Source organism: Virgibacillus flavescens (genome assembly GCF_050574275.1).
GTDB lineage: Bacteria > Bacillota > Bacilli > Bacillales > Amphibacillaceae > Virgibacillus_F > Virgibacillus_F flavescens.
This window is the reverse complement of record NZ_CP192260.1, coordinates 716,699-732,070: the sequence shown is the minus strand read 5'-3', so window position 1 is coordinate 732,070 and position 15,372 is coordinate 716,699. Positions and strand designations below refer to the sequence as shown.

The following is a 15,372-nucleotide window of genomic DNA, read 5'->3' as shown; positions in this document are numbered from 1 at the left end:
GAATACAATCTACCCTCCTGTGAGACAGAATGTGATAGCAGCATTCTTATAGGAGGGATTGTTGTATGCAGCAAGTATATTTTGAGAAAAGGAAGTAGCTAATGAAATGTATAGTTGGACTTGGAAATCCAGGTAAAAAATATCACAAGACCCGTCATAACATTGGATTTATGGTTATTGATGAGCTGTTGCGCCGTCATTCATTTGACTTAAATAAAAAGAAGTTCAATGGCAAATATGCTCTTGAACATATTGGTGTACACAAGGTATTGTTTCTGCAGCCTGAAACGTATATGAATTTGTCAGGCGAAGCAATCCGGCCGTTAATGGAGTATTATGATATTGCTGTTGAAGATTTGATTGTGGTTTATGATGATCTGGATCTTCCAACAGGTAAAATTCGTTTACGTCAAAAAGGCGGTCCAGGTGGCCATAACGGGATTAAATCAACGATTAACCACTTAGGCACGAAAGAATTCAAACGTATCAGAATTGGCGTTGGACGACCTACTACATCGCAAGCCGTAATTGATTACGTGCTTGGAACTTTTCCAAAAAGTGAATCGGAGGATGTAGCTGACAGTATAACCAAAGCTGCTGATGCCTTTGAAGCTTGGCTGGAAAAGCCTTTTGTAGAAGTAATGAATGAATTTAATTAGATCTAGCTCTAACGCTTATAAAATTTTAGTTATTGTAGACTTGTAATATGTTACTTAACACTTCGTATCAGATGCAAAATGCGAAGTAACATACAATTTTCACAGCAACCAGATATCCACTGTTGACAGTATACTGAAAAAGTCATATGAAATATGAATTTAGTGGATCTACGATCGCATCTTCGAATATACTACGCTTTCCGTGGGCGAGTGGTGAGCCTCCTCGTGCAGGCGCACTCCGGGGTCTCACCGATCTCTTACATCCCACAGGAGTCTTCGTATATTCGAAGATGCTGAGTTAAAGTGAAAATAATATTTTTGGAAAATCCACCACTTTTTCAGTGACACACTAGTGCTCTCGGGGGACTTACCTATGACCTGTCCTCCCGATGGAGTCGAGTGTCAGCTGTGAAAATCACTTGTCGGAATATGGATGGTATGAAATTGGTGCACACCCCTCTGCTGAAAAAGAGGTAGATGATGAAAATTTATATTTGCAACACAACCTAGCATCATCGAATTCACGAGACTCCTGTGGGTACAGCACGAGTCTGAAGGCCCCGCAGAGTGGTTTTCTCGAGGAGACTGAAGCCGTGCCCGCGGAAAGCGAAGTGAATGCGATGATGCGATTGTAGATCCACCTACCTCGTATTGCAAGTAACTTTTTCAGTTTCCCTACGGAAAAATTTTGGAGAGCAACTATTTCGCAGCAGTTTATAGATTTTGTGTCACTAAGAAAATGGATTGCGGCGATATTTAACTATTTCTGGGAGCATCACCTTATTTTATTCTGCGAGAATTAGTTATAAGTATAAAAGTTTAGAGCAAATGCAGATATAAAAAAACTTCGGCACTCGCTAGTAAAGACGAGGTGAATGCCGAGTTTTTCAAAGCAGCTATAAGCTAGTTTATGTATCGGAACAGGTATAATTTTGTATATTCCGGATAAACTTTAGGATACCCCATGTTTATTCGAGGAGGTATTTTATGTCTATTGTCTATTCATGTAGACATTGCGGAAATGAAGTTGGAAGAATAAACCAACCTGTCATTGATACTGAAACACTAGGTCTGGATAAATTGTCCACGGATGATTTAAAGGAAATGGTGCTTTTCAAACAGAATGGTGATGTCCAGATAAAAACGATTTGCGAGAATTGTGAGGCGTCGCTTGGACAGAATCCACACTATCATGAGCTTGATTTTTTTATACAATGAAATATGTAAGCAGAGCTTTGGTTCTTTAACCAAAGCATTTTTGCGCTTGATAATCCAGGGATCATCTACAATAGAGTTAGAAGATTTTTTCGTATCACGGACCTACACTTTTCACACAATTCTTGGGGGTTTTTACTTTGAAAGGTATTGACACGTTTTTACAATCGAAGGACGACATACAGTCTATAATAAATGGAATTGACTCAGGAATGCAGGAACAACTGGTTGCCGGTCTTACGGGGTCAGCGAGAAGTTTACTTGTTTCTGTTCTGGAAGAGTCGACTAATAAGCCAGTATTACTGGTTACGCATCAGCTTGCTCAGGCACAGCAACTATACGATGATCTAGTAGAATTTATGGGTAACCGAGATGTGCACTTGTATCCGGTCAATGAATTAATAGCATCTGAAATTGCGATAGCCAGTCCAGAACTTAGAAGTCAGCGAATTGAAGCGCTGACAGCATGGACCCAAAAAAAATCAGGGATTTTAATAGCTCCTGTTGCAGCATTGAAGCGGATTTTGCCCCCCACAAATTATTGGGAAAGATATCAGCTTCACTTTAAGCTTGGAGAAGATATTCATATGGACGATTATTTAAGCTCACTTGTAGATATGGGTTATGAACGCCAGACAATGGTGACAACCCCTGGTGAGTTTAGTCGTCGTGGTGGAATCATTGATATTTATCCCATTACGGAAGAGCATCCAATTCGAATCGAACTTTTTGATGAAGAAGTAGATTCTATCCGATATTTCGATGCCGAAACCCAACGATCGCTTGATAAGAAAAAAGAAGTAACCATCGGCCCAGCAACAGAGCTTTTGTTAACGGATGAAGATATACTTTCTGGTGCAAATCGAATTGAAGCGGCGTTAGCGGATACGCTTAAGAAGACAAAAGAGAACGATGCAAAAGAAACCCTATCTCAAACACTAAATTATGACCTGGAACGACTAAAAAACCTGGAACATTTTCAGGAAATGTACAAGTATATTGGCTTTTTATATGAAAAACCTGCTAGTTTACTAGATTATATTCCGAAAAATGGTTTGATTATCCTTGATGAAATGAGCAGAGTACAAGAGACTGCAACAAACATTGATACGGAAGAGGCGGAGTGGTACAGCAATCTGCTTGAAACAAACAAAATGGTACAGAAAAGCAAGTTCTCTTTTGATTGGCATGAGGTTTGGCAAAACATGAATCAGCCACGGCTTTATATGTCTGTTTTCATGCGTCACATCCCAAATACACAACCACAAAATATCATTAATTTATCCTCTAGAACGATGCAGGAGTTTCATGGACAAATGCATTTATTTAAGAATGAATTAAAGCGTTGGGAAAAGAGTGAAGCTTCCGTTGTCATTCTTGTTCCGACTAAACAGCGTATGGAAAAAATACATTCTATTTTTGCAGACTATGATATCGATGTAGGAAAAACCTCGAAACTAGTGCTTCCAGTCAGTAAACCGACCATTGCGATTGGAAATATCAGCAGTGGAATTGAACTGCCCATGCATAAATTAGTAATCATAACTGAAAATGAATTGTTCCGAAAAAAAACAAAGCGAGTTAGAAAAAGGCAAAAAATATCAAATGCAGAACGAATTAAAAGCTATCAGGAGTTAAAAATCGGTGATTACGTCGTTCATGCTAATCATGGAATAGGTAAATACATTGGAATTGAAACACTTGAGCTGAATGGATTGCATAAGGATTACATGCTCATCCTTTATGCGAGTGATGACAAGCTTTTTGTTCCAATTGATCAAATAGATTTGGTTCAAAAGTTTGTCGGCTCGGAAGGTAAAGAACCTAAGCTGTATAAATTGGGTGGCAGTGAATGGGCAAAAGTTAAGAAGAAAGTTCAATCCTCAGTCGAAGATATTGCTGACGATTTAATCAAGCTTTACGCCGAGCGGGAAGCACAAAAAGGATTTGCCTTTTCAGAAGAAACAGAAATGCAACGGGAGTTTGAAGCTGCTTTTCCATATCAGGAAACAGATGACCAAATTAGATGTATTGAAGAAATCAAGCAGGACATGGAAAAAATACGCCCAATGGATCGATTATTATGTGGAGATGTTGGATATGGGAAGACGGAAGTTGCAATACGCGCTGCTTTTAAAGCTGTTGCGGATGGCAAGCAGGTAGCAATCCTCGTACCAACAACGATTCTTGCGCAGCAGCACTACGAAACGATTCGCGAACGATTCCAGGATCAGGCAGTAAATATAGGACTCTTAAGCAGATTCCGCACAAGTAAACAACTGAAAGAAACGACTGCTGGACTGAAAAACGGAATGGTTGACATTGTCATCGGCACACATCGTTTATTATCGAAGGACGTACAATATCGTGACCTGGGTTTATTAGTAGTCGATGAAGAACAGCGATTTGGTGTAAAACATAAAGAAAAAATAAAACAAATGAAGACGAACGTAGATGTTTTAACGCTGACAGCAACCCCAATTCCGCGAACGCTTCATATGTCGATGCTCGGAGTGCGCGATTTATCCGTAATTGAAACTCCGCCAGAAAATAGGTTTCCGATTCAAACGTATGTTATGGAATATAACCCGATTCTAATTCGCGAAGCTATCGAGCGTGAAATGTCGCGCGGCGGCCAGGTATTTTTCTTATATAACCGCGTGGAAAATATTGATTCGATTGCACGGGAAATCGGTAATTTAGTGGAGGACGCGCGAATTGGTATTGCTCATGGTCGAATGAATGAAACAGAGCTTGAGAATGTTATGTTCGGCTTCCTTGAAGGCGAATACGATGTTCTGGTAAGTACAACGATTATTGAAACTGGAGTAGATATTCCGAATGTTAACACGTTAATTGTATACGATGCGGACCGAATGGGTCTTAGCCAGCTTTACCAGTTGCGCGGGAGAGTTGGACGTTCGAACCGAATTGCATATGCTTACTTCACTTATAAAAAAGATAAAGTTCTAACCGAAATTGCAGAGAAACGTTTGCAAGCAATTAAGGAATTTACGGAGCTTGGTTCAGGCTTTAAAATAGCTATGCGCGATTTGTCCATTCGTGGTGCAGGTAACTTGCTGGGTGCACAGCAGCATGGATTTATTGATTCTGTAGGATTTGACATGTACTCACAGATGCTGAAAGATGCAATTGACGCACGGAAATATGGAAAAGAGGTTATCGATATGCAGCCGTTTGAGCCAGAGCTATCACTAAAAGTGGATGCATACATTCCTGACAACTATATTAAAGATGAAAAACAGAAAATCGATATGTATAAACGCTTCCAAACATTGTTATCAGACGAAGATTTCGAGGATTTGCGTGAAGAACTGATTGATCGATTTGGCGATTATCCAGAAGAAGTTGCAAATTTATTTGATGTATCCACATTGAAAGTGCATGCAAGAAGTGAACGGGTAGAAGCCATAACTGAAAAAAACAAGAAAATCGAATTACTCGTTGACGAAAACCGCAGTCAGCAGATAGATGGATCGAAATTATTCACCTTAGCAAATGAATTTGGACGAGGCATCCAGCTTGGAACAGATAGTAAAAAGCTTAAGATTACTATAGAGTGGCCAAAAGATAAACAACATGAACGGTATGATATAACAACACGTTTTATGAAAGAATTAGTTACTGTAAATCGAGACGAATAATTTCTGTGTGTCGAACGGTTATAGAAGTTCAAAAACCTCGGCCGATCAATCATTCGAAACCGAAAATCAATTTATTAATTTTAATGCATAGTTTTTTCAAGATGTATCATACTAAATCTACAACTGGTGTTTTCTTCAAATTTTATTTAATAAGTGGAAATCAATCCAGAAATGATCATCATAGGAAAGTGAGGCTACATTAAAATGAAAGCAACAGGAATCGTGCGTCGAATTGATGATTTAGGCCGAGTAGTTATCCCAAAAGAAATAAGAAGGACATTGCGTATTAGAGAAGGAGATCCGCTTGAGATATTCGTGGATCGTGAAGGAGAAGTAATTCTAAAAAAATATTCACCTATAAATGAATTAGGAAGCTTTGCAAAAGAATATGCCGAGGCGTTATTCGACTCCCTGCATCAGCCGGTATTTATATCCGACCGTGATGAAATAATTGCGGTTGCTGGAGAGTCTAAAAAAGATTACCTGAATAAAAACATTGGTGAACAAATCGAAAAAGCGATTGAAAGCCGATCCCAATCATTTGTAACAGAAAATGCACAGGTTGAAATTTTACAGGGAAAAGAAGAAGAGTTATCCTCCTATTGTATAAATCCTATCATAGCAAATGGTGATCCAATAGGATGCGTAATAATGATTGCAAGAAGTGGGAAAAAACTTAGCGAGGTCGAGAAAAAGGGAATGGAAACCGCTTCAAACTTCCTGGCAAAACAAATGGAATAATTACTTAAATAAAGGAGCAGGTCAGCACCCACCGTTGCTGGTCTTTTTCTTTTATATGTCGTCCAGTTTCGCTATGCTATAATAGGAAAAAGTAACTTTCTAACACAGGGAAAGGCGTTAATCCATGGGCGGTAATGAATCAAATAATCTGGTAAAAGGAGCGTTAATTCTTACACTTGCCGGACTCGTGAGCAAAGTGTTGAGCGCAGGCTACCGGATTCCACTACAGAATTTAACAGGTGATATGGGATTTTATATCTACCAGCAGATCTATCCTTTTCTTGGCATGGCGCTTGTCCTGGCATTGTACGGATTTCCGTCGGCCATATCCAAGATGACAAGTGAATTTCGTGAAAACGGAACACCTATTACACTAAAAAATATTTACATACCGTTCTTTATTATTTTAATGTGTATTCATTTATTTATTTTCGCTTGTATCTATTTAAACGCAGCTGGTATTGCTGACTGGATGGGTGATCCAAATCTTACAAAAGCGCTGCAATCAACTGCTTTTGTGTTCCTATTCATTCCATTTACTGCGTTATTGCGGGGAGTTTTTCAAGGCTATTACCAAATGCGGCCAACTGCACTATCACAGGTTGGGGAACAATTAATCCGTGTATCGATCATTATTACGGCGGCTATCCTGTTAGTTAACAATCAGTGGAACATTTATATAATTGGACAAGCTGGTGCACTTGCTGCGATTGCCGGTTCGGTATCAGCAATCATTATTCTAGGCATATTTTTTATAAAAAAAGCCCCATGGTCAACCGACTATTCCGTTATTCCATGGGGATATTACTGGAAAATGCTTTTATTCTTTGGGCTGATTGCCGCACTTAATCATATGATTTTGCTTGTCATTCAATTGGCTGATGCGTTCACACTCATTCCATCATTACAGGAATTCGGTATGACGCCAGCAGCGGCGATGGAAGCAAAAGGGATTTTTGATAGAGGACAACCATTGATCCAGCTTTGCACCGTCCTCGGATCTTCATTTGCCCTTGCGCTTATACCAAGTCTATCAAAAGAAAAGCTAAGGAATCGGCCGGTGGAAACATATCATTTTGCAGGAAGTGCGTTGACGTTTTCCTTTTTTCTGACAGTTGGAGCAACCGTTGGAATCATTTTTATTTTTCCGGAAGTAAACAGACTTTTGTTTCAAAATCAACTGGGGACGGAAAGCCTTCGTATTTTAATGCTTGCTATTATCTTTTGTTCACTTGCTATTACAGCAATATCTATATTACATGGGCTAAATCGGATGAAGCGGACAGCATTTTTCATACTGCTCGCTCTAGCAATCAAGTGGATTGGCAATCAATTACTGGTTCCTTTATGGGGTATCACTGGAAGTGCGCTTGCAACGGTTATTGCGCTGATTTGCTTATGCTATCTCGTATTTCTAGCATTAAAAAAAGATTTACCCGAATTAAACTTTTTCCGGCAACTAAACTGGCCAGCACTAATGATAGCGGGTGTCTGTATGGGAGTCTATCTGCTGGCGATCGATCTGTTCATTCCAGATAGCTTTCTCACAGGCAGGCCTATTCTATTTGTCTATGTTATGTTTGTGGCACTATCAGGTGCTGGTATATATTTGATGATTTTATTAAAATTAGGGGCATTTACAGATAAACAATTACAAATGCTTCCGTCTGCATCATTTCTAATTAGATTTCAACGGGGGAGGAAGAACGATGGCTAATAAAATCGAAATAATTGGTCTTGGGGCAGGTGATATCGATCAATTGTCCTTAGGCATCTATAAAAAACTAACCAGCAAGAATCAAACTGTTTTCACACGAACAAACGATCATCCTGTTATTGAGTCATTGAAACTAGAAGGGGTCAGCTTTGAATCCTTTGATCACTATTATGAAAAAAATGATCAATTTGAAGATGTGTATATCAAAATAGTCGAAGAGCTTCTGAGAAAGGCAAATGAGCACGCTGTCGTCTATACCGTTCCCGGTCATCCGATGCTGGCAGAGAAAACAGTCCAGCTTTTACTGGAGCAAGAAGCGGTCCCTGTTGAAATAGTAGGTGGCCAAAGCTATCTGGACGATTTGTTCTCTGCATTAAAAATAGATCCGATTGAAGGCTTTCAGTTTGTAGACGGAACTTCTTTTAAGCGCAGTGATCTAAATCATCAGCAGCACCTGGTTTTTTGCCAGGTCTACGATGCTTTTATTGCATCTAATGTAAAGCTTGCATTGTTGGAAGACCTTCCGCCAGACTATCCAATTAAAGTTGTCGAAGCGGCAGGCAGCAAGTCTGAATCTATTACAACGATACCGCTTGAGGAGTTGGATCATGCGCTGGAAGTTGGAAACCTGACAAGCGTATATGTCCCGCCAGCAGCGCCGGATAAATTAAATCATACATTTAATCGATTACGAGACGTTATCCGTACATTGCGTGGACCAGAGGGATGCCCATGGGACCAGGTGCAAACACATGAAACGCTGCGGGAATTCGCAATTGAAGAAGTCTATGAGTTAATCGATGCTATCGATAACCAGGACGATGAAGGAATTATAGAAGAATTGGGAGATATTTTGCTGCAGGTTATGCTGCACAGCCAAATCGGTGAGGATGATGGATATTTTTCTGTTGACGATGTTATTCAATCGATTACAGATAAAATGATTCACCGCCATCCGCATGTATTTGCCGATACAAAAGCAGACACGGTTTCAGAAGTTTATAAAAACTGGGATGCATTGAAACAAGAGGAAAAAAGAAGCGAACGGCCGTCTCACTTAGATGGAATACCAGCGCATTTCCCTTCACTATCAAAAGCATCTGAACTTCAGAAGAAAGCTGCTAAGGTAGGGTTTGAGTGGTCAGAAACAGAATCAGTCTGGCTAAAGCTAGAGGAAGAACTAGCGGAAGTGAAGGAAGCTATTACGAAAAAAGATAGCAGTGAAGTGGAAAAAGAGTTTGGAGACGTACTATTTGTCATTGCAAATCTAGCAAGATATTATAAAATAAATGCAGAAGTAGCATTAAATCAAACCAATCAGAAATTCATGACCCGATTTCAGTATATAGAGAAACAACTTACAGAAGAAGGAAAGCAGCTAGCCGACGCATCACTGGAAGAAATGGATTACTATTGGAATCAAGCTAAAGGAAAAGAGTGAATACAATGCGATTAGATAAATTTTTAAAAGTATCACGCTTAATCAAACGACGTACATTAGCCAAAGAAGTAGCGGATCAAGGAAGAATTACCATTAATGGCAATCAGGCAAAAGCCTCTTCTATCGTTTCAAAAGAAGATGAACTTGTTATCCGGTTTGGTCAAAAGCTCGTAACCATTAAAATTAACGATTTAAAAGAAGTGGTACGGAAAGACGAAGCAGCCATGCTATATACGGTTGTGAAAGAAGAAAAGATTGATTAATAGGATTGTTTATGAAAACTCAGCTGAACGCTGAGTTTTTTTATTAGTGTCGCAAAAATAATACATAATAAAACCCCTCGAGGGGACACTATATTTTTTAATCTGATAAAAAAGGAGGGACTACCAAGGTGCATCAAAACTTACATCAGCAATTACAGCATGTCAGCGAGCAAATTAAAAAGGCTGATGCGGCTGTTAGACAGGCGCAGGGAACAGATTCTGACTTACTTGAGCAAGCGTACCAGCAGCTGCAGAAAGTAGAAAAAGATTTGCAGGATGCCCGCAATCAAGCGGGGGCAGAGGCGACGGAGAATCCGCAATTCCAACAGGCGTATGAACAGTTGCATAACACGCGTCAACACATGCAGGAAATCAAACAGAATCAAAATGGACTTCATTAGTCTGATCCATTTACATCCATATATTTAGTTCTATACTTGTCCTCCTTTTCATATAGTTGTAATGATAAGGAGGGCGATTTTTATGAATTATTATGAAAAAGAAACACAGCCACAAGTGACACTGGAACATTCACTTAAAATTAATAACCGTAAGAGTGTTGAAATCAGTGGAGTTAAAGAAGTTGATAGCTTTGATAATGAAGAGTTTCTGCTCGAAACAGTGATGGGATTTTTAATTGTGCGTGGTCAAAATCTGCAGCTGAAAAACTTGGATGTTAGTGAAGGACTAGTTTCGATAAAAGGCAAAATTTATGAGCTTTCCTATGTAGATGAACAACACCAGGAGAAAGCTAAGGGATTCTTTAGCAAGCTGTTTAGATGATCCTCTCTGTGCAGTTTATGACGATGCTCGCCATGATTCTGGGAGGCTTTTATCTGGGAATGATTCTGGATACATTCAGGCGGGCATCTAAACATTGGAAAAACTCGTTATTCCTTACCTACTTCATGGAGATCAATTTCTGGTTTTTGCAAACATTATTATTATTTTATATTCTATATCGAGTAAATGCGGGAGAATTACGATTGTACGTATTCCTGGCATGTTTGTTAGGATTCGCGACATACCAGACGTTAGCTGCGGAAGCATATAAAAAGTTGCTGGAACATCTGATTAAATTTATTTTATCGATCTATCGTTATATATCAAAAGGGGTTCGGATGATGCTTGTAACCCCGATTGTTTTTGTATTCACATTGTTATTCACTGCTATTTCAGCTATTATTCAAGTGCTTTTCCTTGTATTGCTTACGGTTTTAAAAATAATATTTACCCCTGTGAAGTGGATATTCCTGCTAATTTATGGAATACTTCCAGAAATAATAAAAAATTATTTACACAAAATAGCAGGGTTTTATAGTACAATGGAGAATATATGTAAGAAATGGCTGAAGTATATGAAATTTAAGAGGAGGTAACGAGCTGTGAACGCAAAGAAAAAAACGGTAACGAGATTGAGTTCAGATTATATGGAAAAATACGATGCACACAAAGGAAGACAAAAGAGAAAGAAACAACGTCTGATGCGACGTCTTGTGTTATTTTCTATCGTAGCTCTTATCGCAGTAGGCTTTATGATTACATACCACGTAGATCAGCGAGCACTTAAAGCTGAAAAAGAAGAGCAATATGAACAATTACAGAACAAGATGGCAAATCTTGAGAAAAAAGAAACAGATCTTCAAGAGGAAATTCAACTTCTGCAAAATGAAGAATATGTGTTAGAGATAGCTCGAACCAACTATTTCTTCTCAAAAGAAGGCGAATTAATTTTTAAACTTCCCGATGAAGAGCCATCTTATTGACACACTTTTATAAACTTGGCTATAATATAACATAGTAAGATATTATTTAAACTTTTAAGGAGGAGCATTTTTTTTATGTCAATCGAAGTAGGCAGCAAGCTGCAAGGTAAAGTAACTGGTATCACTAATTTTGGTGCATTTGTAGAACTCGGGGAAGGCAAAACGGGTCTTGTTCATATTAGTGAGGTTGCCGATAACTATGTTAAAGACATTAATGAACACTTAACTGTCGGTGATGAAGTTTTGGTAAAGGTAATTAATGTTGAAAAAGATGGTAAAATCGGGCTTTCAATCAAAAAGGCTAAAGACAAGCCGGTACGCACGCGAAACCCTCGTGAGCGCAGTGAAACATTTGACCAAAAGATGAGCAAATTTCTAAAGGATTCGGAAGACCGTTTAGCTTCTTTAAAGAAGCAAACAGAAACCAAACGTGGAGGCCGGGGTGCTAAGCGGGGATAAATGCTGTCTATATAAAGATGCTCTATCAATATATATAAGATGCTCTATCAATATATATAACAGGTGCTGCCTATTGAGGCAGTGCCTGTTTTTTTGATGATTTGCTGTGTTGGTAAAATACGTTCCGGGGCTAGTGGAATACAGTCCACGGCCAGCAAAATACAATCCGGTTCAGCCAGAATACGGTCTACTCACGGCGAAATACAATCCGATTCAGCTGGAATACAGTCCACATCCGACGAAATACAGTCCGAGCCCGGAATACGGTCCGTGATCCTCGGAATACAGTCCATGGCCGGCAAAATACAATCCGATTCAGCCAGAATACAGTCCACATTCGGTGAAATACCTGCCGGGCCACGAAATACAGTCCATGACCAGCAAAATACAATCCGATTTAGCCGGAATACAATCCACATCCGGCAAAATAATGTCCGAGCCACAAAACACGGTCCGTGATCCATGAAATACAGTCCACAACCCACACAAACATACAAAAAAGGATTGAATCCCCAACCGGGATTCAATCCTTTTTAACATTATATAGCGGCGGAGGGGATCGAACCCACGACCTCACGGGTATGAACCGTACGCTCTCGCCAGCTGAGCTACGCCGCCAAATTTAGCCACAAAATTTATAATACATCACAACGCGACTGGTGTCAATGGCTACCTTCAATAAACTACTTTTCTGCCTATTTCTGGTTGTTTATCGAATTTTGATGGGAAAGGAAGATGTATACCGATTGACCGGTTCCATTAGAAATATCCGGCATACCCGACACACAAATAAGAACGGGTTTATAAAAAGAGAGAATATTGAATCCCATTCTTGTAGAAAAGGGATGAAATTAAAAAGAAGTTAGTCGAACGATTTTATGAATACTGTTCGTTGTTTTGACAAAATAAAATTTCCTCTTGTGTTTTAATTACTCCAAGAGGGAGTGGATTTGAAATGATAGATTCTATGCCAAGAGTGGACACAAAAGCATTTGGAGCAGGACAAGGTACTATGAGCAAATGGCGGAGAAAGTTTTACGCTAAGACACAATCTGTCTTAATAGACAAAGGGTGGCTGTTTTTCATTGTTGGTTTCTTATTGGGACGAGCTGTCATTTTATCTGTAGTATCCCCGTTTTCGGTAGCATTTTTAGCTACTGTCTGGCTTGTACATAAAGAAAGGGCTCCTAAAGTTATGCTGGCAATCTTTGCTGGAGCTATAAGCTATTCTATTGATCAGGGGGTATTTATTTTACTTGCGATGCTCGTTTTTATTTTTCTTGCTGGATTGTTCAAGCGTATCAAAAACCAGCATGTAGCTATCCTGCTGTTTGTTTTTCTCGCTACGGTTTCACCCCGGCTTATGCTTTACTCGATTACTGACCAGCTATCCTCGTATGAATGGATGCTTCTGTCAGTTGAAGGGATATTAGGTGCGGTACTCGTATTAATATTTATGCAGAGCATACCGTTATTATCACCAAAAAAATATAAACCCACGTTAAAAAATGAAGAAATAGTTTGTATGATTATCTTACTTGCCTCTATATTAACCGGAACAATCGGGTGGGATATTTACGATGCGTCGCTTGAACAAATTTTTTCCAGGTACTTTGTCTTAATGCTTTCATTTGTTGGTGGTGCTGCTGTTGGTTCAACGGTTGGGGTAGTAGCTGGCTTAATATTGTCACTTGCAAATGTCGCAAATCTTTATCAAATGAGTCTGCTTGCATTTTCTGGATTGCTTGGCGGTTTATTAAAAGAAGGGAGGAAAATGGGGGTCAGTATCGGTCTGCTGGTAGGAACCTTTTTAGTAGGGATTTATGGCGATGCTACAAATTTACTTCCTTCTATTGTGGAATCGTCTGCAGCTATTTTATTATTTTTTATCACACCTGCCAGTTGGATTAAACGGCTGTCCAGGTATATTCCTGGTACAGAGGAATATACGAATGAACAGGAACAGTATCTGCAAAAGGTGCGGAATGTTACTGCTAAGCGAGTGGAACAGTTTTCTGATGTTTTCGAAGCACTCTCGAAAAGCTTTCAAACGGTTGAATACACTGCATCTGAAAAAGAAGCAGACGATAAACGGGAGACTGATTATTTTCTGAGTCAGGTGACGGAAAGAACCTGCCAGGGCTGCTTTATGAAAAATAGATGCTGGCAGCAGGAGTTTGATAAATCCTATTCGTTAATGGAGGCTATAAAAAATGATCTGGTTGATGAGCGTGAACCAACTCCTAGCGATGTACGAGCTTTTGAGAACCATTGTGTTAAGTCAAAAAAAGTAATGGACGTTATGAAAGAAGAGATGACTGTTTTTGAGGCGAATAAACGATTACAGAAGCAAGTATCCGAAAGTAAACGTTTCGTTGCTGAACAGCTGCAAGGGGTCTCGGAGGTAATGGATGATTTTGCAAAAGAAATCCTAAAAGAGCGTCATCACCATGAAAAACAAGAAATGCAGATTATTCAGGGACTCGACAATATGGGAATAGAAATAGAAAAATTGGATGTTTTTAATTTGGATAAAGGGAATATCGATATCGAGATGATGGTTAATTTATATGAGTACCGGGGTGAAGGTGCAAAACTGATTGCTCCTATGCTCTCCGACATTTTGAATGAATCAATTGTAGTGAAGCAGGAAGATATCTCGCCATTTCCAAATGGCAGCTGTTTCATCGTTTTTGGATCTGCCAAGGAGTATGTAGTTGAAACGGGTGTCTCTCATGCGGCAAAAGGGGGAGGCGTTATATCCGGAGACAGTTATACAACGATGGAGCTTGGGACTGGAAAGTATGCGATGGCCATTAGTGATGGAATGGGAAATGGCGAACGCGCCCATGAAGAAAGCGTTGAAACGCTCCGTCTACTGCAACAGATCCTGCAGACAGGAATTCCTGAAAAAGTAGCAATCAAATCCATTAATTCCATTCTTTCACTTCGATCAACTGATGAAATGTTTGCAACGCTTGATCTGGCAGTGATTAATCTGCACAATGCAGGGGTTCGATTCTTGAAAATAGGATCCACTCCAAGCTTTATAAAACGAAGAGATGAAATGATCAAAATTGAAGCCAGCAACTTGCCGATGGGAATTATTCAGGAATTTGATGTCGATATAGTCAAAGAGCAGTTAATGGCAGATGATCTGCTGATTATGATGAGTGATGGCATTTTCGAAGGACCAAAACATGTAGAAAACGTGGACATGTGGCTAAAACGCAAGATTCGTGAAATGAAAACAACGGACCCACAAGAAGTCGCGGACTTGCTGCTGGAAGAAGTTATCCGAACCAGGTCTGGAGAAATTGCTGATGATATGACAGTGATGGTAGCAAAAATAAAAAAACATTCCCCGCAGTGGGCCGCTATTCCAGCTAGTCATAAGCATGCTCAGTAAGGGATTAATTATGTAAGAAATAACGTAACCGCCTCCG

The 15,372-nt window shown here is 39.5% G+C and carries 14 protein-coding genes and 1 tRNA gene; 14 read left to right on the top strand and 1 reads right to left on the bottom strand.

Annotated elements, in window-relative coordinates:
• Positions 1 to 101 precede the first annotated feature (101 nt).
• The 13 genes from pth to VBD025_RS03635 all read left to right on the top strand — a co-directional run bounded on the left by pth (position 102) and on the right by VBD025_RS03635 (position 12,200).
• Entirely contained in the window at positions 102 to 659 is a 558-nt protein-coding gene (pth, locus tag VBD025_RS03695) for an aminoacyl-tRNA hydrolase (RefSeq protein ID WP_430789387.1), read from the top strand.
• Positions 660 to 1,646: 987 nt separating this feature from the next.
• On the top strand, positions 1,647 to 1,877 hold the full coding sequence (locus VBD025_RS03690; protein WP_430789385.1) for an anti-sigma-F factor Fin: 231 nt from the start codon (positions 1,647 to 1,649) through the stop codon (positions 1,875 to 1,877).
• A 137-nt stretch (positions 1,878 to 2,014) separates the two neighbouring features.
• Entirely contained in the window at positions 2,015 to 5,539 is a 3,525-nt protein-coding gene (gene mfd / locus VBD025_RS03685; RefSeq protein WP_430789383.1) for a transcription-repair coupling factor, read from the top strand.
• 204 nt (positions 5,540 to 5,743) lie between these two features.
• Complete coding sequence (gene spoVT, locus VBD025_RS03680; protein ID WP_430789381.1) at positions 5,744 to 6,280, top strand: stage V sporulation protein T; 537 nt, start codon at positions 5,744 to 5,746, stop codon at positions 6,278 to 6,280.
• Positions 6,281 to 6,404: 124 nt separating this feature from the next.
• Positions 6,405 to 7,997, top strand: a complete 1,593-nt coding sequence (locus tag VBD025_RS03675) for a putative polysaccharide biosynthesis protein (RefSeq protein WP_430789379.1) — start codon at positions 6,405 to 6,407, stop codon at positions 7,995 to 7,997.
• Positions 7,990 to 9,438, top strand: coding sequence for a nucleoside triphosphate pyrophosphohydrolase (gene mazG, locus VBD025_RS03670; RefSeq protein ID WP_430789377.1), 1,449 nt, complete (start codon positions 7,990 to 7,992; stop codon positions 9,436 to 9,438). Before VBD025_RS03675 ends, mazG begins: the two co-directional genes overlap by 8 nt.
• Positions 9,439 to 9,443: 5 nt before the next feature.
• Positions 9,444 to 9,701 carry an RNA-binding S4 domain-containing protein gene (locus tag VBD025_RS03665; RefSeq protein WP_430789375.1) on the top strand — a complete coding sequence of 86 codons (258 nt, stop codon included), beginning with the start codon at positions 9,444 to 9,446 and terminating at the stop codon, positions 9,699 to 9,701.
• A 128-nt stretch (positions 9,702 to 9,829) separates the two neighbouring features.
• Positions 9,830 to 10,102, top strand: a complete 273-nt coding sequence (locus VBD025_RS03660; RefSeq protein ID WP_430789373.1) for a hypothetical protein — start codon at positions 9,830 to 9,832, stop codon at positions 10,100 to 10,102.
• An 82-nt stretch (positions 10,103 to 10,184) separates the two neighbouring features.
• Positions 10,185 to 10,484 carry a sporulation protein YabP gene (gene yabP, locus VBD025_RS03655; protein WP_430789371.1) on the top strand — a complete coding sequence of 100 codons (300 nt, stop codon included), beginning with the start codon at positions 10,185 to 10,187 and terminating at the stop codon, positions 10,482 to 10,484.
• A gap of 8 nt (positions 10,485 to 10,492) precedes the next feature.
• A complete protein-coding gene (yabQ, locus tag VBD025_RS03650) occupies positions 10,493 to 11,080 on the top strand; it encodes a spore cortex biosynthesis protein YabQ (RefSeq protein ID WP_430789369.1) in 588 nt (195 codons plus the stop codon).
• Positions 11,081 to 11,086: 6 nt separating this feature from the next.
• Positions 11,087 to 11,467: an FtsB family cell division protein gene (locus VBD025_RS03645; protein ID WP_430789367.1), complete on the top strand. Its 381-nt coding sequence runs from the start codon at positions 11,087 to 11,089 to the stop codon at positions 11,465 to 11,467.
• Between the two features lie 75 nt (positions 11,468 to 11,542).
• Complete coding sequence (locus VBD025_RS03640) at positions 11,543 to 11,926, top strand: S1 domain-containing RNA-binding protein (protein WP_430789365.1); 384 nt, start codon at positions 11,543 to 11,545, stop codon at positions 11,924 to 11,926.
• Between the two features lie 106 nt (positions 11,927 to 12,032).
• Complete coding sequence (locus VBD025_RS03635) at positions 12,033 to 12,200, top strand: hypothetical protein (protein ID WP_430789363.1); 168 nt, start codon at positions 12,033 to 12,035, stop codon at positions 12,198 to 12,200.
• Between the two features lie 270 nt (positions 12,201 to 12,470).
• Here the strand turns inward: VBD025_RS03635 and VBD025_RS03630 are convergent.
• A tRNA-Met gene (locus VBD025_RS03630) sits at positions 12,471 to 12,544 on the bottom strand.
• A gap of 337 nt (positions 12,545 to 12,881) precedes the next feature.
• On the opposite strand from VBD025_RS03630, the gene spoIIE reads away from it, so the two are divergent.
• Complete coding sequence (gene spoIIE, locus VBD025_RS03625; RefSeq protein ID WP_430789361.1) at positions 12,882 to 15,335, top strand: stage II sporulation protein E; 2,454 nt, start codon at positions 12,882 to 12,884, stop codon at positions 15,333 to 15,335.
• The last annotated feature ends 37 nt before the right edge of the window (positions 15,336 to 15,372 follow it).